The organism is Streptomyces sp. SA15 (assembly GCF_002291145.1).
Taxonomy (GTDB): Bacteria; Actinomycetota; Actinomycetes; order Streptomycetales; family Streptomycetaceae; genus Streptomyces.
On record NZ_NTGE01000133.1, the window covers coordinates 76574 to 98685 of the forward strand.

At 71.6% G+C, this 22112-nt stretch carries 19 protein-coding genes, 1 tRNA gene and 3 pseudogenes; 10 read left to right on the forward strand and 13 right to left on the reverse strand.

Annotated features, from left to right (window positions below; genetic code table 11):
- The first annotated feature begins 145 nt into the window (after nucleotides 1–145).
- From CLM62_RS31510 to CLM62_RS31520, 3 genes are all read left to right on the forward strand, one after another.
- Nucleotides 146–1339, forward strand: coding sequence for an HpcH/HpaI aldolase/citrate lyase family protein (locus tag CLM62_RS31510; RefSeq protein WP_095753298.1), 1194 nt, complete (start codon nucleotides 146–148; stop codon nucleotides 1337–1339).
- A gap of 65 nt (nucleotides 1340–1404) precedes the next feature.
- The gene (locus CLM62_RS31515; protein WP_095753299.1) at nucleotides 1405–3873 is read left to right on the forward strand and encodes a phosphoribosyltransferase; all 2469 of its coding nucleotides are present in this window, start codon (nucleotides 1405–1407) and stop codon (nucleotides 3871–3873) included.
- Entirely contained in the window at nucleotides 3873–4688 is an 816-nt protein-coding gene (locus tag CLM62_RS31520; protein ID WP_095753300.1) for an HAD family hydrolase, read from the forward strand. The genes CLM62_RS31515 and CLM62_RS31520 overlap by 1 nt, the downstream gene beginning before the upstream one ends.
- A gap of 37 nt (nucleotides 4689–4725) precedes the next feature.
- Here CLM62_RS31520 and CLM62_RS31525 read toward each other — a convergent pair whose 3' ends face one another.
- Nucleotides 4726–5406, reverse strand: coding sequence for a DedA family protein (locus CLM62_RS31525; protein ID WP_179382299.1), 681 nt, complete (start codon nucleotides 5404–5406; stop codon nucleotides 4726–4728).
- A gap of 132 nt (nucleotides 5407–5538) precedes the next feature.
- On the opposite strand from CLM62_RS31525, the gene CLM62_RS31530 reads away from it, so the two are divergent.
- Both CLM62_RS31530 and CLM62_RS31535 read left to right on the forward strand, forming a co-directional pair.
- Nucleotides 5539–6681: a histidine kinase gene (locus tag CLM62_RS31530; protein ID WP_095753302.1), complete on the forward strand. Its 1143-nt coding sequence runs from the start codon at nucleotides 5539–5541 to the stop codon at nucleotides 6679–6681.
- Nucleotides 6672–7316 carry a response regulator transcription factor gene (locus CLM62_RS31535; protein ID WP_172629395.1) on the forward strand — a complete coding sequence of 215 codons (645 nt, stop codon included), beginning with the start codon at nucleotides 6672–6674 and terminating at the stop codon, nucleotides 7314–7316. Before CLM62_RS31530 ends, CLM62_RS31535 begins: the two co-directional genes overlap by 10 nt.
- A 34-nt stretch (nucleotides 7317–7350) precedes the next feature.
- On the opposite strand, the gene CLM62_RS31540 is transcribed toward CLM62_RS31535, so the two are convergent.
- From CLM62_RS31540 to CLM62_RS31550, 3 genes and pseudogenes are all read right to left on the reverse strand, one after another.
- On the reverse strand, nucleotides 7351–7578 hold the full coding sequence (locus CLM62_RS31540) for a zinc ribbon domain-containing protein (protein ID WP_095753303.1): 228 nt from the start codon (nucleotides 7576–7578) through the stop codon (nucleotides 7351–7353).
- A gap of 102 nt (nucleotides 7579–7680) precedes the next feature.
- Nucleotides 7681–9063 (reverse strand): hypothetical protein, encoded by a 1383-nt coding sequence (locus CLM62_RS31545; RefSeq protein ID WP_095753304.1) that lies wholly within the window; start codon nucleotides 9061–9063, stop codon nucleotides 7681–7683.
- Nucleotides 9064–9137: 74 nt separating this feature from the next.
- A pseudogene (locus tag CLM62_RS31550) lies at nucleotides 9138–9678 on the reverse strand (DUF4097 family beta strand repeat-containing protein); the annotation flags it as partial.
- A gap of 78 nt (nucleotides 9679–9756) precedes the next feature.
- On the opposite strand from CLM62_RS31550, the gene CLM62_RS31555 reads away from it, so the two are divergent.
- Nucleotides 9757–9828, forward strand: a tRNA-Val gene (locus CLM62_RS31555).
- 45 nt (nucleotides 9829–9873) lie between these two features.
- Here CLM62_RS31555 and CLM62_RS31560 read toward each other — a convergent pair.
- On the reverse strand, nucleotides 9874–10227 hold the full coding sequence (locus CLM62_RS31560; RefSeq protein WP_095753305.1) for a hypothetical protein: 354 nt from the start codon (nucleotides 10225–10227) through the stop codon (nucleotides 9874–9876).
- Between the two features lie 405 nt (nucleotides 10228–10632).
- Entirely contained in the window at nucleotides 10633–11973 is a 1341-nt protein-coding gene (locus CLM62_RS31570) for an MFS transporter (RefSeq protein ID WP_095753306.1), read from the reverse strand.
- A 400-nt stretch (nucleotides 11974–12373) separates the two neighbouring features.
- On the opposite strand from CLM62_RS31570, the gene CLM62_RS31575 reads away from it, so the two are divergent.
- Nucleotides 12374–12745, forward strand: coding sequence for a hypothetical protein (locus tag CLM62_RS31575; protein ID WP_095753307.1), 372 nt, complete (start codon nucleotides 12374–12376; stop codon nucleotides 12743–12745).
- Between the two features lie 31 nt (nucleotides 12746–12776).
- Here the strand turns inward: CLM62_RS31575 and CLM62_RS31580 are convergent.
- A pseudogene (locus CLM62_RS31580) lies at nucleotides 12777–13088 on the reverse strand (alpha/beta fold hydrolase); the annotation flags it as partial.
- Between CLM62_RS31580 and CLM62_RS31585 the strand changes: the two are divergent.
- Nucleotides 13079–13405: pseudogene (locus CLM62_RS31585) on the forward strand (response regulator transcription factor); the annotation flags it as partial. The pseudogenes CLM62_RS31580 and CLM62_RS31585 overlap by 10 nt on opposite strands.
- Nucleotides 13406–13418: 13 nt before the next feature.
- Here CLM62_RS31585 and CLM62_RS31590 read toward each other — a convergent pair.
- Nucleotides 13419–14330 (reverse strand): ketopantoate reductase family protein, encoded by a 912-nt coding sequence (locus CLM62_RS31590; protein ID WP_095753308.1) that lies wholly within the window; start codon nucleotides 14328–14330, stop codon nucleotides 13419–13421.
- A 205-nt stretch (nucleotides 14331–14535) separates the two neighbouring features.
- On the opposite strand from CLM62_RS31590, the gene CLM62_RS31595 reads away from it, so the two are divergent.
- Nucleotides 14536–14766 (forward strand): DUF2277 domain-containing protein, encoded by a 231-nt coding sequence (locus CLM62_RS31595; RefSeq protein ID WP_095753309.1) that lies wholly within the window; start codon nucleotides 14536–14538, stop codon nucleotides 14764–14766.
- A 151-nt stretch (nucleotides 14767–14917) separates the two neighbouring features.
- On the opposite strand, the gene CLM62_RS31600 is transcribed toward CLM62_RS31595, so the two are convergent.
- From CLM62_RS31600 to CLM62_RS31625, 5 genes are all read right to left on the reverse strand, one after another.
- A complete protein-coding gene (locus CLM62_RS31600) occupies nucleotides 14918–15526 on the reverse strand; it encodes a VTT domain-containing protein (protein ID WP_179382301.1) in 609 nt (202 codons plus the stop codon).
- Between the two features lie 279 nt (nucleotides 15527–15805).
- Nucleotides 15806–16258 carry a DoxX family protein gene (locus CLM62_RS31605; RefSeq protein WP_095753311.1) on the reverse strand — a complete coding sequence of 151 codons (453 nt, stop codon included), beginning with the start codon at nucleotides 16256–16258 and terminating at the stop codon, nucleotides 15806–15808.
- A 90-nt stretch (nucleotides 16259–16348) separates the two neighbouring features.
- Nucleotides 16349–18238: an FAD/NAD(P)-binding protein gene (locus tag CLM62_RS31610; RefSeq protein ID WP_257004205.1), complete on the reverse strand. Its 1890-nt coding sequence runs from the start codon at nucleotides 18236–18238 to the stop codon at nucleotides 16349–16351.
- Between the two features lie 200 nt (nucleotides 18239–18438).
- A complete protein-coding gene (locus tag CLM62_RS31615) occupies nucleotides 18439–20196 on the reverse strand; it encodes an alkaline phosphatase D family protein (RefSeq protein ID WP_095753313.1) in 1758 nt (585 codons plus the stop codon).
- A 239-nt stretch (nucleotides 20197–20435) separates the two neighbouring features.
- Nucleotides 20436–21080, reverse strand: a complete 645-nt coding sequence (locus CLM62_RS31625; protein ID WP_095753314.1) for an HNH endonuclease family protein — start codon at nucleotides 21078–21080, stop codon at nucleotides 20436–20438.
- A 414-nt stretch (nucleotides 21081–21494) separates the two neighbouring features.
- Here CLM62_RS31625 and CLM62_RS31630 point away from each other — a divergent pair, with 414 nt between their 5' ends.
- Nucleotides 21495–22076, forward strand: coding sequence for a TMEM165/GDT1 family protein (locus CLM62_RS31630; RefSeq protein WP_095753315.1), 582 nt, complete (start codon nucleotides 21495–21497; stop codon nucleotides 22074–22076).
- Nucleotides 22077–22112: the final 36 nt, after the last annotated feature.

The following is a 22112-nucleotide window of genomic DNA, read 5'->3' on the forward strand; positions in this document are numbered from 1 at the left end:
CTGTGCTTGGACGTGCTTGGCTGTGCTTGTCCGCGTTACCTGAAATTCATGCCCGACGGGAACCCCAGACATGGATCCCTACGTACTATTACCGGCCACCTGCGAACGGATCACAGGGGTCGTTCAGCCACCACGGGGGAGTTCTATGCGTCATTTCGGGCACATCGCCCCTGAGGTGCGGCAGCGCCTCTTCCACCAGGAGCCCTGCCGGTTCACCGCGGATTCCCCGTCCCGGCTGCTCTCCGTGGCCCTGGGCGCCACGCTCTACAGTCCGGCCACGCGGCCGCGGCTCGCCGACGACATCGTCAAGCAGACCGGACGCGGCGTGGTCTCGATGGTGCTGTGCCTGGAGGACTCGATCGGCGACGAGGACGTCGCGGACGCCGAGGAGAACCTCGTACGACAGTTCACGGCCCTCGCCGAACGGGCCGGGCTGGACGGGCGGGGCGAGGCCGCCGTGCTGGACCTGCCGCTGCTGTTCATCCGGGTCCGCGGGCCCGAGCAGATCCCCGACCTCGTACGACGACTCGGCCCCGCCGCCCGGCTGCTGTCCGGATTCGTGATGCCGAAGTTCACCGAGGAGCGCGGCATCCCCTTCCTGGAGTCGCTCACGACGGCCGAGGCCGAGAGCGGGCGGCGGCTGTTCGCCATGCCGGTGCTGGAGTCGCCCGAGCTGCTGTACCGCGAGTCGCGCGTGGAAACCCTCGAGGGCATCTTCCGCGCCATCGACAAGTACCGCGAGCGGGTGCTGGCCCTGCGCCTCGGCGTGACCGACTTCTGCTCCTCGTACGGCCTGCGCAGAGCCCCCGACATGACCGCCTACGACGTCCAGATCGTCGCCTCCGTGATCGCCGACGTGGTGAACATGCTGGGACGGGCCGACGGCACCGGCTTCACGGTGACCGGGCCGGTCTGGGAGTACTTCCGCGTGCAGGAACGTATGTTCAAGCCCCAGCTGCGCCGCAGCCCCTTCCTGGAGGGGCAGGCGGAGGAACTGCGCGAGGCGCTCATCGAGCACTCCATGGACGGGCTGCTGCGCGAGATCACCCTCGACCAGGCCAACGGCCTGCTCGGCAAGACCTGCATCCACCCCTCCCACGTGCTGCCGGTGCACGCACTGTCGGTGGTCAGTCACGAGGAGTTCAGCGACGCCCAGGACATCCTGCGGCCCGAACGCTGCGGCGGGGGTGTGCTCAGGTCGGCCTACACGAACAAAATGAATGAAGTGAAGCCGCATCGCGCATGGGCCGAGCGGACCATGCTGCGCGCCGAGGTTTTCGGCGTGGCGAACGAGGACATCGGCTTCGTGGAGCTGCTCGCCGCCGGAATCCCCGACTGAACATCGCCGAACATGGGCGACCGTCGCCGAATGGCGCTCAATACCCGCTGAATACCAAGGGACGCATGAACTACGCAGTGAACAACGGGGTCTGGTCCGGCAGCTGGGTCGCCGAACGGCTCGGCGTCGAGCTGGTGGGCGACGACGAGCTGACCGACCTGCTGGGGCTCGCGCTGCGCCGCAACCCCAAGCGGGCGCACCTGCTCGTCTCGAACGTGCTCGGCAAGCACGTACCGCAGTCGCCGTCCGTGGTCTACGGCCACGGCTTCGCCCTCGGCCGCCGCGTCCGCGACCTGCTGGGCACCGACGAGGCCCGTACGGCGGTCGTCCTCGGCTATGCCGAGACCGCCACCGGCCTCGGTCACTCCGTCGCCGACGGCCTGGGCCTCGCCCCCTACCTGCACTCCACCCGCCGCCCGGTCCCCGGTGTGGCGACGGCGGGCGGTTTCGAGGAGTCCCACTCGCACGCCACCTCCCACCTGCTGCTGCCTCAGGACCCGGCGCTGCTGGTCGGCGACGGGCCGCTGGTCCTGGTCGACGACGAGTTCTCCACCGGAAACACGGTCCTGAACACCATTCGTGCCCTGCACGAGCGCTATCCGCGACGCCGGTACGTGGTCGTTGCCCTCGTCGACATGCGCTCGGCAGCGGACGCGGGCCGGCTGGAGGAGTTCGCGCGGGAGATCGGCGCCCGCGTGGACCTGGTGGCGGCCGCCTCGGGGACCGTACGGCTCCCGGAGGGCGTGCTGGAGAAGGGGCAGGAACTGGTGGCCCGGCACGAGTCCCCGCCGATGCCCTCCACCCGGTCCTACGGGCAGATGGCCCGAGTCGAGCTGCGCTGGCCCCGTGGGCTGCCCGACGGCGGACGGCACGGCTTCACGCCCGCCCACCGCGAGCGTCTGGAGGGCGCCCTCCCCGCCATGGCCGCCCGGCTCGCGGAGGCGCTGCCCCCGGGCGCCCGGCGCGTGCTCGTCCTCGGCTTCGAGGAGCTGATGTACGCCCCGCTGCGGCTGGCCCGCGCGCTGGAGCAGCTCGCAGACACCGCTGACACCGTCGGCGCCGAGGTGTGCTACTCCACCACCACCCGCTCACCCGTCCTCGCCGTCGACGACCCCGGCTACGCGATACGCAGCCGCCTCGTCTTCCCCGCGCACGACGACCCGGCCGACGGCCCCGGCGAGCGCTACGCCTACAACGTCGCCGGCGGCGGCTTCGACGCGGTCGTCGCCGTGGTCGACTCGGTCGCGGACACCCCCGCGCTGCACGCGCCCGACGGACTGCTCGCCCAACTGGCCGCCCACACCCCGCAGGTCGTCCTGGCGGTCGTCCCGTCATACGTCCCCGAGCCGCTGTACGCCCCCGAAAGGCCCCTCCCCATGCTGCCCGAGCCCCTGCGCGGCCCCGCCTTCTCCTCGTACGCGCCCGAAGAGGTCGGCTGGCTGCTCCAGGACCTCTCGGACGTGACGCTGGAGGCGCCGACCGAGGAGCGCGAGGAGGCCATCCAGAGCGGCGGCGCGCACTACGCGGAGTCGCTGCCGGTGGAGTACCAGCCCAGCGAGCAGTACCAGGCGCTCTTCCACGCCGCGCTGGACGATTCGGCGGCACGGCTGGCGCAGGCGGTCGGCGCGGTCACCGAGCTCGTGCTCGCCGAGCGGTCTCCCCGGCCCGTCCTGGTGTCGCTGGCCCGCGCGGGCACCCCCATCGGCATCCTGATGCGCCGCTGGGCCCAGTACCGGCACGGCCTCGACCTGCCGCACTACGCCGTGTCGATCGTGCGCGGCCGCGGCATCGACGCCAACGCGCTGCGCTGGCTCGCCGGCCACCACGACCCGCGGGACGTCGTCTTCGTCGACGGCTGGACCGGCAAGGGCGCCATCACCCGAGAACTCGCCGACGCTCTCGAGGAGTTCGAAGCCTCCGACGGCATCACCGGCTTCGATCCGGAGATCGCGGTCCTCGCCGACCCTGGCTCCTGCGTCCGCACCTACGGCACCCGCGAGGACTTCCTCATCCCCTCCGCCTGCCTCAACTCGACGGTGTCCGGCCTGATATCGCGCACGGTGCTCCGCGCCGACCTGGTGGGGCCCCACGACTTCCACGGCGCGAAGTTCTACCGCGAACTCGCCGGCACGGACGTGTCCGTGGCGTTCCTCGACGCGGTGTCCGCCCGCTTCCCGGAGGTCGAGGACGCGGTCGACGCACAGGCCAAGGAACTGCTGTCCGGCGAGCGCGCCCCGACCTGGGAGGGCTGGGCGGCCGTCGAACGCATCAGCGAGGAGTACGGCATCCACGACGTCAACCTCGTCAAGCCCGGCGTCGGCGAGACCACGCGCGTGCTGCTGCGCCGCGTGCCGTGGAAGATCCTGGCTCGCGCCGGAGCGGGCGCCGACCTGGACCACGTCCGCCTGCTGGCCGAACAGAGAGGTGTCCCGGTGGAAGAGGTCACCGAACTCCCCTACACCTGCGTCGGGTTGATCCACCCCAAGTACACCCGGGGCGCGACCGGCGCCGACGGCAAGGCGGTGACCGTCTGATGCCGGTACTGGTGGCCAGCGACCTCGACCGTACGCTCATCTACTCCTCCGCGGCCCTCGCGCTGACCATGCCGGACGCGCGGGCGCCCCGGCTGCTGTGCGTCGAGGTGCACGAGAGCAAGCCCCTGTCGTACCTGACGGAGACGGCGGCCGCACTGCTCACGGACCTCGGCGACGCGGCGGTCTTCGTGCCGACGACGACCCGGACCCGCAAGCAGTACCAGCGCATCAGCCTCCCGGGCCTGGAGCCCAAGTACGCGATCTGCGCGAACGGCGGTCACCTCCTGGTGGACGGCGTGTCCGACCTCGACTGGCACGCCCGGGTGACGGCCCGGCTGGCCGACGAGTGCGCGCCGCTGGACGAGGTGCGCGAGCACCTGATGACGACGGCCGACCCGCTCTGGGTCCGCAAGCACCGGATCGCCGAGGACCTCTTCGCCTACCTGGTCGTCGAACGGGAACTGCTCCCCGAGGACTGGGTGAAGGAACTCGCGGTCTGGGCGGAGAACCGGGGCTGGACGGTCTCCCTCCAGGGCCGCAAGCTCTACGCCGTCCCCAAGCCGCTCACCAAGAGCGCGGCCATGCACGAGGTCGCCCGCCGCACCGGCGCCGACCTCACCCTGGCCGCCGGCGACTCCCTCCTCGACGCCGACCTGCTCCTCGCCGCGGACCAGGGCTGGCGCCCGGGCCACGGCGAACTCGCGGACGTCGGCTGGACCGCTCCGGCGATCAGCGCCCTGCCCGAGCGGGGAGTGCTGGCGGGGGAGCGGATCCTGCGGGAGTTCCTGCGCGTGGTGCGGCAGGGGGTGGCCTGAGCGGCCGGGTCGGTGCCCGCACCTGTCGACTTCTGGTCTACGGGTGTGGGCTCATGTCCCGCTCCCGCCTGCGGCGGCCCGCCCCCGGCCGCCGCAGCACCCGTATCAGGACGAACGCCAGGACCGCCAGGGCGGCCACGACGAGGACCACCTTCGAGTAGGTGGAGACGATGTGCGTGACCTCGGGCCAGTTGTCGCCCAGCGCGTAACCCGCCATCACGAACGCCGTGTTCCAGATCGCACTGCCCAGCGTGGTCAGGCCGAGGAACACGCTCAGGCGCATCCGCTCCACGCCCGCCGGCACCGATATCAGGCTGCGGAAGATGGGGATCATCCGGCCGAAGAACACCGCCTTGGTCCCGTGCCGCAGGAACCACGCCTCCGTCTTCTCCATGTCCGAGACCTTCACCAGTGGCAGCCGGCCCGCTATCGCCACCGTACGGTCACGGCCGAGCAGCGCACCGACTCCGTACAGCGCGAGTGCGCCGATCACCGAACCGGCGGTCGTCCACAGCAGGGCGGCGAGCAGGCTCATCTGCCCGGTGCTCGCGGCGAATCCCGCGAGCGGCAGGATCACCTCGCTGGGCAGGGGAGGGAAGAGGTTCTCCAGGGCGATGGCGATACCGGCGCCGGGCGCGCCCAGCGTGTCCATGAGGGAGTTGATCCACTGCGGTGCCGGGTCCCCGGCCGCGGCCGTCCGCGCTGCGATGGCTGTCATGTCGATCACGGTAGAAAATCGCGGCTGAAGAATCCCTGAGGAAAACCGCACGGTCCGTTGCGGTTCACCTCAGTCGGGAATTGCGGTTTTCCGCAGTGTGCACGCACCTTCCGCCCGGCTAGCCTCGCGATCATGCGAGATATGGCACGACGTGGGACGCGGTGCGCGGTGGGGCTCATCATGGGAGCCGCCACGGCGGCCGTCGAGCTGCCCTTCACCCTCCTGGCCGGCCTGGCCCTGGCGCCCGTCGCGGCCTGGCCGTCCGGCCGTCGCGCCGTGCTCCCCCTCTTTCTCGCGGGCGCGCGAAGACTGGCGGACCTGGAGCGCGCCCGGCTGAGGATCTGGCTGCGGGTCCACGTCACGCCCCCGTACCAGGACGTGCAGGCCCTGCGGTACGTGGCCTGTCGCTGGGCCCTGGGCCTCCTGGGCGCGGTCGTGATGCTGTCGGTGGCGGTCGGCCTCGCGTACGGCTCCCTGTGGACGTACGCATGGCTGCTGCCGGGTGACGTCCGGTACCCCTGGGCCATCACCGTCACCAGCCTCGGCGGACTCTTCCTGCTGTTCCTCGCCGTGCAGGGGATATACGGAGTCGCCGAGCTGGAGGGGCGGTTGGCGCGCCGTCTCCTCGGCCCCCGCCACCAGGAGGAACTGGAGCGGCGGATCGAGGAGCTGTCCGCGAGCCGGGCGGCGGTGGTCGACGCGGTGCACGACGAGCGGCGCCGCATCGAGCGCGACCTGCACGACGGCGTGCAGCAGCGTCTCGTCGCCCTCGGCATGCTCATCGGCCGCGCCCGGCGCAGCCAGGACCCCGACCGGCTGGACCGGCTGCTGAGACAGGCACACGAGGAGAGCGGCCGGGCCCTGGACGAGCTGCGCGAGGTGGCCTGGCGGATCTATCCGACGACGCTGGACGAGGCCGGCCTGCGGGCGGCGCTGGAGACGGTCGCCGAGCGGACGTCGGTGCCGGTACGGGTGGAGTACGACCTCACCGCGGAGCCGGAGCGGGCCGTGGCGACGGTCGCGTACTTCGTCGTCTGCGAAGCCGTCACGAACGCGGTCAAGCACGCGGCGGCGAGCCGGATAACCGTGGCCGTGGGAGCGGAGGACGCGTTCGTGTACGTGTGTGTCGAGGACGACGGCCACGGCGGGGCGAACGCCGGGGGCAGCGGGCTGTTCGGGCTCGCCCGGCGCGTCGCCGCCCTCGACGGCCGCCTCGATGTGACCAGCCCGCCGGGCGGGCCCACCGTAGTGACCGCGGAGCTGCCATGCGCGTGATCCTGGCCGAGGACTCGACCCTGCTGAGAGAAGGCCTCGTCCGCCTGCTCGCGGAGGAGGGACACGAGGTGATCGCCGCCGTCGGCAACGCCGAGCTGCTGCTGAAGGCTGTCGCCGAGGACCGGCCGGACGTGGTCGTCGCCGACGTGCGGATGCCGCCCACGCACAGCGACGAAGGACTGCGCGCGGCCCTGGAGATCCGCGAGCGCTGGCCGGGGGTCGGTGTGCTGGTGCTGTCGCAGTACGTGGAGAAGCGTTACACGACGGAGTTGCTGACCGGCGACTCGGAAGGGGTGGGCTATCTGCTCAAGGACCGGGTGGTCCAAGTCGACGAGTTCCTGGACGCGTTGGAACGTGTGGCCCGCGGACGCGCCGCCTTCGACCCCGAGGTCGTACGACAGCTGCTCGGCCGCACCACGCACACCGACCTGCTCGGCCGGCTCACCGCGCGGGAGCGGGACGTGCTGGCCGAGATGGCGCAGGGACACACGAACGCGGCGATCGCGCGGCGGCTGCACATCTCGCAGAGCGGGGTCGAGAAACACATCAACGCGATCTTCGACAAGCTGGAGCTGGCAGGGGGTGAGGGCTACTCGCGCAGGGTGCTGGCCGTGCTGCGCTACCTGGGCAGCTGAACCAGGAGGAGACGAGGCGGGCGGCCGTCGGCCGTCAGCCGCAGCACCCCCCGCCGCAGCAGCCGCCCCCGCCGCCACCCGCCCGGGGCGCCGGGGCCGGGGCCGACGCGGAGGCCGAGCCGCCGACCGCCACCGTCGACAGGAGCTTCACCGTGTCGTCGTGGCCCGAGGGGCAGTCGGCGGGGGCGGAGGACTCCGCCATCGGACGGCTCAGTTCGAAGGTGTCGCCGCAGGTCCGGCAGCGGTACTCGTAGCGAGGCATGCGCACAGGTTAACCGGCGTGCGCGGTCCTTCGTAGGCTTCCGCTGCCGTGGGCCACTGCCGTCGTAGGCCAGTGGCACCGTAGGACGGGTGCCGGTGCCGGTCAGTGCCCGGCGCCGCGCTCCTCGCGGATCTGGGTCACGACCCGGGCCACCGCCTGCCGTACCGCTTCCGTCTCCGTCAGGAAGTGCCAGTAGTCGGGGTGGCGGCCGTCCAGCGTGCCGATCGCGCGGTCGAGGCGGGCGACCGCGTCGTCCAGCGGGCGGGCGTGGCGGGGGTCGGGGGTGTTGCGGCCGGCCATGGCCAGTCGCTGGGCGTCCCGGATGGCGAAGCGGGTGCGGTCGACCTCCTGCTGCGGGTCCTTCTGCACGGCGTTCAGCCGGCGCAGCCGGTCCCCGGCGGCGGAGACGGACTCGTCGGTCGTGTTCAGCAGTGCCCGCACCGTCGACAGCAGGGCGGTCGAGTCCGGCCACCGCTGCTCGTCACGTGCGGCCTGTGCCTCGCGCAGCTTCACCTCGGCCTGCGCGACGCTCTCCGCGGCCTGCTCCGGCACATGCTGGAGATCCTGCCAGCAGGCCACAGTGAACCGTCGCCGCAGTTCGCTCAGCACCGGCTCGACCTGGCCGGCGCGGGTGGTGAGCGCCTGGGCGCGGGTGCGCAGGGAGACGAGCCGGTGGTCGATCTCGGCGGCCCGCTCCGGCAGCCGTTCGGCCTCCACGCGGACCGCCTCGGCCTCCCGTGCGACCCGCTCGGCACGCTCCAGCGTCTGGGGGACGCCGTGCGCTCCGGCGCCCTGGTTCAGCTTGGTCAGTTCGGGCGCGAGGGCGGCGAGGCGGGCGGCGAGATCGTCCGCCTTCAGACCCGATCCTCGTACGGCATCGAGGGCGTTCGACGCGGCGAGCAGCCCCTGCCTGGCCCGTTCGACCGCCGGGGCGAGCCGGGCCAGCTGGGTCTCGGCCTTGCCGAGCAGCGACCCGAGCCCGGCCGTGAACCGGTCCAGGTCCTGCTTGACCCGCCCCAGCTCCTCCTTGGCCCCGGTGAGGGCGGTGCGCGCCTGCGCGGCGGCCGAGGCCTCCAGGTCGTCCCGGTCGAGGTCGTGCGCGTCGACGGCCTGGATGTAGCGGTGACTGGCCTCGTCGATCCGCTGCCCCAGCGCCTGGAAGTCGGCGACCGCGCGCCGGGCGGCGGGGGAGTCGTCGACGGCCGTGATGGTCTCTATCGAGATCCGCAGATCCCGCTGAGCGGTGTCGAGCTCATAGAAGGCGGCCGCGGCGGCGTCCTTCGCGGCCTGCGCCTCGGCCCGCTGGCTCTCCGCGCGCCCGCCGAACCAGCGCCGGGTGCCGCCACCGGCGAAGGCGGCGGGCAGCGCGAGCGCGACGACGAGCGGCAGGCCGATCAGGGTGAGGGTGTCGCGGAGCGCGGGGCGCACGGAGCGGGGTGCGCGCGGCACCAACGGCGAGTACGGCTGCGATGGTGTCGCCGTCACATCCCTCTCCCGTGCTGTGGTCGTCCTGCCCGGTTGTCATTCTCCCACCGGTTAAGGACGAACACACGGGCCGGTCAGTTCGCTGTTCGGACCATGACTTTGCCGTCGCCGCTCCGGGCGGACACCACGTGGGAGCTGGAGTCGTCCCGGGGCACGGACACGTCCTGCACGCCGTCGCCGGTCTCGGTCGTCACGCGGTAAGTGGCCCGGGGCAGTGCGACGGTCACCGATCCGTCGCCGCTGCGCGACTCCACAAGGTCCGGTACGGCGCCGAGTTCGAGGTGCACCGAACCGTCCCCGGTGGGGGTGCGGACCCGGCGCGAGGAGACCTCGGTGCGCACGGACCCGTCGCCGGTACGCAGCTCCAGCGGGCCGGTGGAGTCGGTGACGCGGACGGAGCCGTCGCCCGTACGGATGCTCAGCGGCGACTCGAAGCCCCGCGCGCACGCTGCCGTCACCGTCCTCGACTTTCACTGCGACACCGCGTGGCACGTCGTTCCGGTGCTTGGCCGCGCAGTCGACGACCACGCCGGAGCACGTCATCCGCAGGACGAGCCGGCCGCCCTTCATCGACCAGGTCACCTTCGGGTCCTTGGCGACGGCGACCGACCACCGGGGTCAACCCCCGCACTCGGCCCGCGATACGGGTTTGCGGGGCACTGTCCCGGGCAAGGTAGGCTGTCGACTTGTCTCGGGTGCGTAGCTCAGGGGTAGAGCGCCTGCCTTACAAGCAGGATGTCGGCGGTTCGAAACCGTCCGCGCCCACACCAGGAGAAGACCCCGGCCGATCGTGGCCGGGGTCTTCTCGGTTCAGGACTTCGCTTCCTCCGATTGCTCTCGAGCCTCGTGCGCGTGCTTCAGCCGCATCCGGGCGTCCACGCGCTCCGCCGTCGCGACCTCCGTCCAGAAGCGGTGGCCGCTGACGAAGATCGCGAGTTCGTGCTCGCGCTGCCGCAGCTTCTCCACCTCGGCCTGTTCGTCGGCCGTCCAGCCGGGGGATGCGGGGCGCTCCACCTTGCGCCAGCCGCCCGCGTCACTGAAACCGTCCAGCGGCTCGACCGACCAGGGGAGCCGCTTGAGCAGGGCCGACAGCTCGGCCCGGACCTGATGCAGCTCCTCCTGACCGGCGAGGAGGTCACTCGGAAAGTCATAGGTCGTAGCCACGGCGCAATGCTACGCCTGTTCGAATTTGGGTGGCGAGTTCCTTCCGGTGGTTCATGCGAACGGGTGTGACTGAGCGACTTCGATCACCCTCCGGGCAGGATGCTCCTGCGAACCATGTCCTGTGCGGGCTCGCCGCCAGCCCGGCGCTGCCGGCAGAGCTGGTCAACCGGCTGAACGAGATCGCGGACGCCGATGTCGCCTCAACGCTCGCCAGCCGCGAGGACCTCAGCCATGCGCAGGCGGTTGCACTGGCTGGACTCGGTGAGGAGACCGCTGTGCAGCTGGCTTACGAGGGCAAGCTGACGGCCGCCGATATCGCCCCGGTGACACAGCCACACGCCGCACTTGCCCTGCTCGACGGGGGCGTCGGCAGTCAGGAATGGAGGGCGAAGGGCTGCCGCCGGCTCAGCGGTGCCCTGCTGCCCGGCGCCGCTGGACTGCGCGTCGTGGGTCGCCGGCGGGTTCTGCGAGGGCCGGAAGCGCCCGTCCCAGGCGGGCGAGCGGGGACAAAGCCATCACCACCGGGGACAACATCATGCCTGCGGCCGTCACCAGGAGGCTGGTGCGCAGCCCCCACTCCATCGCGAGAAACCCGCCGAGCAGCGAGCCGAGCGGGGCCATCCCCATGCCGACAAACGTGATCGTCGCGGCCGTGCGGCCTTGCATGTCATCCGGAGTGACGGCCTGCCGCACCGCCATGACCGTGACATTCACCAACTGGCCGGCGGTCCCGAACACGAAGTTGATCACCAGGAGCGCGGGAACCGTCACCGCAGAGGAGCCGTGCAGCGCGGGCACACACAGGAACACGCCGTCGCCGAGTGCGGCCGCGGACACGAGCACCGGGCCGTATCCGAACCGGCTCGGCAGGCGGGCGGCCAGCATCGCGCCCAGCAGCGCGCCCGGCCCCGTCGCCGCGAGCGCCAGCCCGACGGTGGTGCCGGACAAGTGCAGTTCCCGCGGCAGGAAGAGCAGATAGACGGTCATCATGGCCGCCAAGGAGAATTGGAAGGCCGCCGAGGCGAGGCACACGGTCCGCAGCGAGGTGTCGCCGACGACAAAGCGGAGGCCCTCATGGATCCGCCGCCATACCCGCGGGGGACGTTCCGAGCGCTCCGGGATCGATTCGGTCCGACGGATCCGCCGGATCGACAGGAACGACAGCGCGAAAAACGACGCGCTCAAGGCAGCAGCGATCGGCGCCGACAGCAGTGACACCGACGCACCGCCGAGGGCGGGCCCGCCGATCTGCGCCGCGGACCGGCTGCCCTCGAGCGCGCTGTTGCCCCGCAGTAACTGATCGCGTTTCACCAGTCGTACGACAGACGCCTGATAGGCCACGTCGAAGAACACGGACAGCGCCCCGACGGCGAAGGCGACCACGAGCAGCGCGGGCAGACCGAGCCACCCGAGGAGACCGGCCACGGCGGCGGCGCCCAGTATCAGGGTCCGGCCGGCGTCCGTCACCACCATCACCGTGCGGGTCCGCCACCGGTCCACCCACGCGCCGACGAAGAGCGAGAGCAACAGCAGCGGCGCCTGCCCCACCGCGCGGAGGACGCCCAACTCGCCGGCGCCGGCGTTGAGCGTCAGGACGGCGAAGAGCGGGAGAACGATCAGAGTGGTGTGTTCGCCGAGTTGGGAGGCCGTCTGACCCACCCAAAGTCTGCGGAAGTCGCGATCCCGCCACAGACTTGGCGGAACAGATCGACTGGAATCGGATACGGCGGAGGAAGCGGACGGCACGAAGATCCCTTGGATTGCCGACGACGAGGCCCATCACCCGGCGCACACCAGGTGCGCCCGCGATTCAGGCAGGGGAAGGCTCGCTGTGCCGCAACATCAAGGGCAGCACGCGATGACAGGCCGATCACGGCCTACAACGTCAACGCGCGCTCGGACGACCGGGCATGTCTGCAACTCCTCGTGGGTCACTCGCTGCACCCGAACACTAGCCTTCGGCGGCCGGGCAGGAAAGACGATTGATGCCGGGGCGGACGGCCGAAGTGACTCAACGCCACTCAAACTTCGCCGGCATGCGCTCAAGGTTCGGTGGCACAGGACAGCCTGCCGCCACGGGAGCGGTCCCGGGACCGGCGGGTTACCAATGCCGGGCGGGAATCCCCCACAACAGGAGGTCCAACTGATGAGTACGGGTATGCGCAGGCGAGCCGCGACGACCGCCACGACGCTGACCATGGCGGGCGCACTGGGGTTCGGCCTGATGACGCCGGTGGCGCATGCCGCCCAGAGACCCTGCTACGACGGGCGGTGCGAGGGCACTGTGTCGGCGCCCAAGACCATCAAGGTCGACAGCCGCAAGTTCGGGTTCGGGAAGCTGAAGATCACGCACATCAGCTCCGGAGCCGTGAAGATGTCGGCCACCACCACGGGCGGAGGGTATCTGAGCGGCAGCACCAGTCCGGGTGGCACGGTCAAGTTCAACAACCTGAAGATCTGGGTGAAGTGGGTCTCCGGCAGCAAGGCCAGGCTCGCCTTGTTCCCCACCAAGTACTGAGAGCCGCCCGTCGGGACACGGGCGGCGGTGCTCAGACGGTCGGCAGGGAGGTCAGCCAGTCGAGCAGGTGGCGGTTGACCTCCTCGGGGCGTTCCTGCTGGATCCAGTGGCCGCAGCCTTCGAGGATGTGCGAGGCGCGCAGGCCGGGCAGGGTCGTCGGGAAGGCGGCGATCGCGTCGGAGAGCCAGGTCGTCGAGGCGTCCAGGGCTCCGCCCAGGAACAGGGACGGCTGGGTGACGGGGGCGCCGGCGAAACCGGCGAGGTCCTTCCAGTCGTGGTCCATGGCGCGGTAGCGGTTGAGCGCGCCGGTGAGTCCCGTGCGCTCGAACTCCCCTGCGTAGACGTGCCGCCGGAGAAGCCCTCCTCTCACCCGGCGCCACCCGCGCCCTCATCACCCGTTTCCTCACCGCGCCGGCGCCCGGCGCCCTCCTGGCACCCCCGGAGCGCCTGAACGACCTCACCCCGCGCGAACGACAGGTCACCGCCCTGGCCGCCGAGGGAAAGTCCAACGACGAGATCGCCGGGCAACTCGTCCTCAGCGTGCTGACGGTCCGCACCCACATCCAGCGCGCTCTGACCAAGCTGGGCGCCCGCGACCGCGCCCAACTCGTCGTCATCGCCTACCAGACCGGCCTCGTCCGACCGACACGCGCCGGGTAGGGCACGCGGAGCGTCAGTGCCCGGCGTCCGTCAACTCCCTCATCAGGCGGGCCGTCACGGGCACGTCCACCCCGTGTCGCGCCGCCGCGCGCAGCAACGCGCCGCCGATCGCGTCCAGTTCGAGCGGGCGGCCGGCTTCCGCGTCGCGCTGCATCGACGACTTCATCTGCGGCGGGAAGGCGTCGTAGCGGGCGAGCGCCTGGGCCGGGTCCGCCGGGCCGCCGCACGCGGCGCTCACCGCCGCCGTCTCCTCCACCAGGGTCGTCAACTCCTCGCGGTGGTGCGTGCGTACGTCTCCCAGCGGGAGTCCGTGACGGGTCGTCAAGAGCGCGAAGGGAGCGAGGAACGACATCTTCGCCCACAGCGCCGCCGACTCGTCGGCCAGCACGCGGGTGGTCGGACCGGCGGCCGTGAGCGCCTGCGCCAGGGCGTCGAGGCGCTCCTTGGGCACGTCGTCGCCGGCCAGGTCGACCTCGGCGAAGGGACTGCCGTGCTCGATCACCCCCGGCGCGACACGCGTCGACTCGACGCGGATGACGGCGGGGGCGACGCGGTCCGGGCGGTAGCGGGCGCGCAGGGTCGCCGGGTGTTCGACACCGTTCAGGAGCGGTACGACCAGACCGTCGCCGAGGGTCTCGGGCGGGAGTCGGTCGAGGGCGGCGTCGAGGGAGGTGTGCTTGACCGCGACCAGGCAGGCGTCCACCGGCTCGCGCAGCGCGGTGTCCGCCTCGACGCGGGCCGTGAAGTCGCCGAACTGCCCGCTGCGGACCCGGATTCCGTCCGTGCGCAGGGCCTGGGCCGTCTCGTCGCCGGCCAGGCAGATCACCCGGTGCCCGGCCCGGGACAGGAGTGCGGCGAGCAGGCCGCCGGTGCCGCCGGGGCCGAGGACGGCCACGGTGAGTTCGTCGTACGCGTCGGACGCCATGATGCGGGTTCCTCTCGTCGGTCGGCCCCGGGACGGTGGCCGCCTCGGGGAAGATCATCGCAGGGCGTCAGAGGGTGACGGAAGCCCGCTGCCGCCGCTGACGCAGATCTTGGGCGGTGGTCTTGGTGGTCATGCTCGGAACAATTGCGCGGACGGTTGGGGGTATTCCCAGGCGGTCTTCGCCGCTGGGAGCGAGACTGGTCGTATGTGCCGCAGTATCAAGACGCTTCGTCCGCCTGTGTTGCCCGAGGAGGCGACGGAGGAAGAGATTCGGGCCGCTGCCCTGCAGTACGTGCGGAAGGTGTCCGGCTTTCGGGCGCCGGCCGCGCACAACCAGGAGGTGTTCGACCGGGCCGTGGACGTGATCGCGGAGGCTACGGCTGAGTTGCTGGCCGGGCTGGAGGTGCGGGGGGTGGCTGGGCGTAAGGCCGGGTAGCGCGGGGCGGGGTTCGCGGTGGCCTGGCGTTGGTGCTGGGGGGTGTTCGCGCAGCCCGGCGCTTGCGGGGTGCCGCCCTCTTTGGAACGGGCGCCGCCCATGGAGGTCCCCCAGGCCCCTAAGGCACTGGGGAGGCACGACTGCCCGCGGGCTAGGCAGGTTGCCGGCGCATCACATACGCCGCCCCCGCCCCAGCCCCGAACAGCGCCAGTACCGACACCCCTGTCGCCAGCCACGTCGTGCCCAGCCACTGGGCGCCGAAGTAACCGAGGGCGACGCTGTAGGCGGCCCAGGAGAGGCCTGCCAGGGCGGACCAGGGGAGGAAGTCGCGGGCGCGGCGGTGGGCGGCGCCGGCGCCGAGGGAGACGACCGAGCGGCCGGCCGGGGCGAAGCGGGCCAGGACGACCAGCGCGCCGCCACCGCGGGCGAGGGCCGTGCCGAGACGTTCCTGCGCGGTGGTCAGCCGACGGGAACGGGCGATCGCGCGGTCCAGGCGGGCCCCGCCGCGCCAGGCCAGGCGGTACGCCACCAGGTCGCCCAGCACGGACGCGGTGGTCGCGCAGAGTATGAGGGCCAGGATGTCGGGGACCTCGTTCGGGACCTGGCCGGTCGCCGCACCGGAACCCGCGGCCGCCGCCGTGGCGGCCGTGATGACCAGGACGCCGCTGGGCAGCACCGGCACGAAAACGTCGAGGAGGACCGAGAGGGCCACCGCCGCGTAGATCCAGGGGCTGCCGGTCAGCAGCCCCACACTCTCCATACTTTCCAGCACCGCAAGCTCCCCGTGATCCCCCGTGGCCGCCGGAACCCGGCCTTGCCGCGATGTCGCGGGAGAGCGGCAGGAGCGGCCCATAACAGCCATACAGCGTACGCGTGGGGTGTGGCAGGAGATTCACGGGGGGCTCGTGTGTTCGGCACGGCATGTTCACCCGGCCGAAGCCGTCATGAGGCCCAAGCCGCCATGAGGCCCAAGCCGTCATGAGGCCCAAGCCGTCATGAGACCCAAGCCGTCACGAGAACGGCGCGGGGCGGCCGTGGATCAGGCCGCCACCGGCCTGTGTTCCGCCGCCCGCTTCTCCGTCGCCGTGGAGCGCTTGGCGAGCAACTGGTCCACGCCGAGGGCTCCGGAGCCGGTGAAGACCAGCAGCAGGAAGGCCCAGCAGTACATCGCCGCGGACTCGCCGCCGTTCTCCATGGGCCACAGCGCGTTGGTCTGGTGCATCTTGAAGTACGCGTACGCCATCGAGCCCGAGCAGATGAACGCGGCGGCCCGCGTGCCCAGACCCAGCAGCACTAACGAGCCGCCGACCAGCTCGATCACACCCGCGTACCAGCTGGGCCAGGTACCGGTGTCGACCGTGCCGCCGTTACCGTCGGCGCCCCCGAGGACACCGAACAGCTTGGCGGCCCCGTGGCAGACGAAGAGCAGGCCGATCACGATCCGGAACAGGCCGAGCGCGTATGGCTGGGCGCTGTTGAGGCGTGCGGTCATGGTGGGGGGTACTCCTTCGGATGGGCCGGTCCGTGGGGTGGTGGACCGGTCTGGGGACAGAACCGAGTGAGCCACCCACGTTAGGTGTCCCTAACCAATGCTTTCAAGTTCAACATTTGGCCACTGGTTTGCCTCTCCTTGCCCTTCCGTTTCAGCCGCCGCCGCACGTAGAGCCGCTCTCGCCACCGCATCCGCGTCCGAAAGCGTGACCGAATCCACACCTGGCCTGGCCCCCGCCGCGGTCACCCAGTGCACGCCTTCCGTGGGCACCCCGAAGGCGAACCGCCTTGGATGCGCGCGGCCTTGACGGTCGACCAGACGGTACGGCCGCTCCGTCACGTCCAGTCCGCCTGTTTCGTACCCGTCCACGGTGTGCGGCCGGCACTGGCCGGTCTTCAGCAGCCCGGCGAGCAGATCGTCGGCCGTCCGCCGCAGATCCGGTTCCGGAAGCCGCGCCTCTATGAGCGTCGTCACGCGTACGGCGGAGCCCGGCACGTCGGGGGAGTGCGCCACCCACGCCCCGTCCTCCTCGCGGACCTCAAGACCGGGCCCGAGCACCTCCACCACACCCGCCTCCACCAGCGCGACCAGCTCCTCGACGCGCCGCCGGGGCGGGCCGATGGACAGGAAGGCGTTGAGCGGGGTGTACCAGCGGTCCAGATGATCCCGGTGGGAGGCACCCGCCAGCCCGCCGTGATCGACGATCTGCCGCAACTCGTTGCGCAGGTCCCGCAGCACGTCCAGGGCCGCCTTCAACGGACCGGCGACATTGCCGAGGGCGGCCTGGGCGGCGTCCTCGCGCAAATGCGCCAGCAGCCAGTCCCGCCAGGCGTCCGGGCCGGCGAAGTCCTGCCCCGCGTACGGGCGGGACATCCGGTCCCACGACCAGCGGTCGGCCCTCGGCACGCCGAACTCGTCCAGTACGGCGGCCTCCTGAACGCTGCCGTGCGCGGTGGCCAGGAACCGGTCCCTGAAGCCGGGAGCCCGGACCAGCGCCTCGTAGTAGACCGTCTCCACCTCCTTCGCCACCAACGGCCATATCTCCGCGAGGAAGTCCGGGGCCTCGCCCGAGTCGGCGCGTTTGCGGAAGCGGGCGATCACCTCGTCGGTGAGGACGAGCGGGAGGTGACGGCCGTAGGGGCCCTTCGCGTTGTCGCCGCGCGCCTGGTACGGGATGCCGCGCCGTGAACCGGCGTACAGGCGCGGCTCGCGGCCGGAGGACAGGTAACGCAGGCCCGGGCCGCCGTCGACGAAACGGCCGCCGCGGCCGGTGGTCAACAGGGCCGTGTGGTCGAAGAAGTTGAGGCCCAGGCCGCGCAGCAGGACCGATTCGCCCGGCGGTACGGCGGTCAGGTCGACGTCGGCCGGGTTGGCGGGCGGGACGTAGCACAGGCCGTGGCGTTCGGCGTACGCGGCGAGCCGCCGCCCGGTGGTGTCCGCGACCACCGGCAGATGGCCCTGGGCGAGGACGACCGCGGACAGGCCGGGCAGGGTGCGGCCGTCGTCGAGGGCGATCGACTGGCGGCCGTCGGGGCCGTCGTCGAGCCGTACGGCCCGTGCCGCGTGCGTCTCGACGCGCACGGCGGGCGGCGCCTCGCGCACCGTCCGCGCGAACACCCACTCCAGGTACCGGCCGTAGTGCGCGCGGGTCGGGTACGCGTCCGCGCCCAGCGCGCCGGCCGCCCACTCGTACAGGCTCGGGCCCGGCCGGATCGGGCCCGAGCAGTCCACGCTGTCGTCGGTGAACAGGGTCACCTGCGAGGCCACGGTGTTCATCAGCAACTCGGGCGACTGAGCGGTGCGCCAGACGCGGCCGGGGCCGGGCGGTGCCGGGTCGACGACGTGGACCGTCAGTCGTACGCCGGGCGGGAGGAGCTCCGGCGCGGAGGCGCAGAGGCGTTCCAGAACGCTGGTGCCACGGGGGCCGGCGCCGACCAGGGCGACGGAGACGGGCACGTGGTCCGTGGTCGGTGCGGGCAAGGGTGTTACTCCCGGGCGTGGGGGGCGCGTGGCGGAGCCGGCTGGTGGCCGAGGGGGGCGGCAGACCGCCCACGGGAAGCGGACGGTCCGCCTCATCATGCCGTCGGGAGTGGGGGGAGCCGAGACCGGGGGACCAGGACTGTGGGACGCGTCACGAGCATCTCGTGTCACGGGCGCAACAAACGGACCCAACAGGCGGATTACGGGACGAGATCGGACTCCGTGACCGTCACCAGCCGCGGCTTCCCGTCCCGGACCTCGCGCGCCTGATCCAGCCGCAGCCGGGCCGAACGCCCCCGCAGCGTCAGTGTCATGAGCTGGTTGCCGAACCAGGGCCCGCCCGTCCGGCGCCAGTCGACCGGCGGCTTCGGACAGCCGCCGTGCCCGGCGAAGCGCCGGCCGAGGGCGCGGGCCACCGCGCTCCAGCCGAAGCGGAAGCCGAGCCGGATCGACAGGGGGATGGAGTTGTGGACGGGGGAGCAGGTCAGCTGGAGGACGCGGGCGTCCGGCGGCCCGGAAGGCGGCCGGGAAGACGAGCCGGAAGACGAGCCGGATGCCGAGCCGGAAGAAGAACCGGAAGCCGAGCCGGATGCCGAGCCGGAAGAAGAACCGGAAGAAGAACCGGATGCCGAACCGGCAGGCCACTTCGGCTCGGCCACGTACGCGTGATGCACGTCCCCGGACAGCACGAGCACCGTCGCCGGCGCGTCCGGCCCCGTGCCGGCCTCGGCGAGCAGCGCCGCCAGCGCGTCGAAGGACGCCGGGAAGGCGGCCCAGTGCTCCAGGTCGGCCCGCCGCCGCAGATCCTCCCCGAAGCGGGCCCAGCGGGCGCCCTTCTCGCCCCTGCACAGCGCCGCGTTCCACGCCTCGGCGTCGTGCACCAGGTGCGGCAGCAGCCAGGGCAGAGAGGTGCCGATGAGGAGGTGGTCGTACGATCCGGGCTTGTCCAGCGCCTGCTCGCGCAGCCACTCGGCCTCGCCCGGGTGGAGCATCGAGCGGCTCTCCTCGTCGAGGACGCGGGCCGCCCGGGTGTCCACCATCAGCAGGCGGACGCGGCCGAAGTCGCGGCGGTAGCTCCAGCGGACCGAGGCCGGGTCGGCGTCGGCTCCGGCGGCGAAGGCGCGCACCGCGTCCGTGCCGTCAGGCGTCTCGCGCACGGCCGCGTACAGCGGATCCGCCGCCAGCTCATCCGGCGAGAGGTTGCCCAGGTGCTGGTGCACCCAGTACGACATCAGGCCGCTCAGCAGCCGCTCCTGCCACCAGTCCGTGGCCCGCATGTCGGCGAGCCAGGCGGCGGAGGTGTTCCAGTCGTCTATGACGTCGTGGTCGTCGAAGATCATGCAGCTGGGCACGGTGGACAGCAGCCAGCGGACCTCGGGGTCGAGCCAGGACTCGTAATAGAGGCGGGTGTACTCCTCGTAGTCCGCCACCTCGCTGCCCGGCGGGTCGCTCAGGTCGCGGCGGGCGGCCAGCCAGCGGCGGGTGGCGTTGGAGGTCTCGTCGGCGTACACCTGGTCGCCCAGCAGCAGCAGGACGTCCGGCCGTTCGCCACCGGGGTCGGCGGCGATCCTGGCCGCGAGGGTGTCCAGGGCGTCTGGGCCGACCGGGTCCTTCTCGTCGGCCGGCGGGGCGGCCCAGCGGCAGGAGCCGAAGGCGACGCGGACGGGGTCGCCGTCGGCCGGGGTGCGGATGACGGAGTCGGGGAACGGCGAGTCGGGCAGCGGCCACACGCGCGTGCCGTCGAGGAAGACCTCGTACGACTGTGTCGTGCCCGGGGTGAGGCCGGTCACCGGGACGAGGGCGTAGTGATGGCCCTCGACCTGGAAGGTGCGCATCTCGCCGCCGGCGCCGTCCGCGCAGCGCACCTCGGTGGCGCACGGACGGCTCGTCTCGACCCAGACGGTCGCGGACGAGCCGTCCGCGTATCTCAGCAGTGGTCCCAGGCGCAGTTCCGCCACGTGATCACCCGCCCTTTCTCTGGTCGGGTTCCCCTCCGGGGCGCCTCAGCCGGTGTCGAGACGGCGAACGTGCTCAGCCCTTCGGGCCTCCGCGCGTTCGCCGTCTCGACACCGGCGCGCCCCTTCGGCTCACCCTCCGCCATCGCCCCGTACGGTACGGAACGACGGAGGTGAGCGGGGAGGTTCCGCAGGTCACGGTTTGCGGAACCTGAGATCAACAGTTGGCGAAAGCGGGTGGGTCAGCAGCTCGCGAGGTAGTTCGTGAGCGCGCTCTTCTCGGCCGAGTCGACCGAGAGGTCGTAGTAGTACTTCACCTGGACCCAGGCGCGCACGTAGGTGCAGCGGTAGGTGGTGCGCGACGGCATCCAGGTGGCCGGGTCCTGGTCGCCCTTGGCCTGGTTGACGTTGTCGGTGACGGCGATGAGCTGCGGGCGGGTCAGGTCGTTGGCGAAGGACTGGCGGCGGGAGGTGGTCCAGCTGTCGGCGCCGGAGTCCCAGGCCTCGGCGAGCGGGACGAGGTGGTCGATGTCGACGTCGGAGGCGGCGGTCCAGGTGGCGCCGTCGTACACGGAGTACCAGCTGCCGCTGGTGGCGGCGCAGGAGGAGTCCTGGACGACGTTCGTGCCGTCGCGCTTGAGGACGACCTCGCGGGTGTTGCAGGCGCCGGACTGGGTGATCCAGTGCGGGAAGAGGTCACGGTTGTAGCCGGTGCGGTCCTCGGTCGCCACGGTGAGCGAGGCGAGGTAGGTGCGGGCGGTGGTGGCGCTGACCGGGGTGGGGAGGGCGGCGGAGGCGGTCGGGCTGTTGAAAACCGCGACCGAGGCCATGACTCCGGTGAGCGCCGCCAGTATGCTGAACCGTCGACGCGCGTAGAACTTCGGCATGCGAACTCCCTTGGGGTGTGGGGCGTTGCGGTGCGAGCGAGGGAATGCTCGCCGGGCCGTGTTGCGGGGAGGTGTGCGTGGGGTTAGAAGGTAATGACGCGTACATGACACGACAAGTGTTCGGGCGGTGTGGGTTCCGGTACGGCTTCCGGCGCGGGGCTTCCCGTACGATGGACGGCGCAGAAGGGGAGTAGCTCTTCGCCGGACCGTCGACATACTGCTCAGCTCGCCTGAGCCGGCGCCCGGAGGCGGATCCTTTTACGGATCGGCCAGCGAGACCTTCGGCAAGCAGTGCACGCCCGTGCCGTACGGCACGGGCGCCGAGTGTGCTGCCGTGCCGAGGTGTCGCAAAGGCGGTCGTGGAGACTTCGCGGAGACTCTCGGTGGGGCAGCCCCTTACCGATTGAGGAACCCTTGATCAGCTTCAGCGTGACGGCGCTCGTCTTCGGCGTCGTCTTCCTCGCCGAACTGCCGGACAAAACCGCGCTCGCCGGGCTCGTCCTCGGCACCCGCTATCGCGCCTCGTACGTCTTCGCCGGCGTCGCCGCCGCCTTCGCGCTGCACGTCGCCCTCGCCGTCGCGGCCGGCAGCGTGCTGACGCTGCTGCCGCAGCAGATCGTGCACGCGCTGACGGGTGTGCTCTTCCTGGGCGGCTCCGCGATGCTGCTGATGAAGAAGGACGAGGGCGAAGAGGAGATCCGGGGGCCGGAGAACCAGTCCTTCTGGAAGGTCGCCGGGGCGGGGTTCATGCTCATCCTGGTCGCGGAATTCGGCGACCTCACGCAGATCATGACGGCGAACCTCGCGGCCCGTTACGACGACCCGCTCTCCGTCGGCCTCGGCGCGGTGCTGGCGCTGTGGGCGGTGGCCGGGCTCGGCATCGTCGGTGGAAAGGCGCTGATGAAGAAGGTGCCGTTGCGGCTCATCACCAAGGTCGCGGCGCTGTTGATGCTGGGGCTCGGGGTGTGGAGCCTGTGGGAGGCCGTCAGTGGTTGAGTCCGCCGGCTGAGCTGAACGGTGAGTGAACTGTTC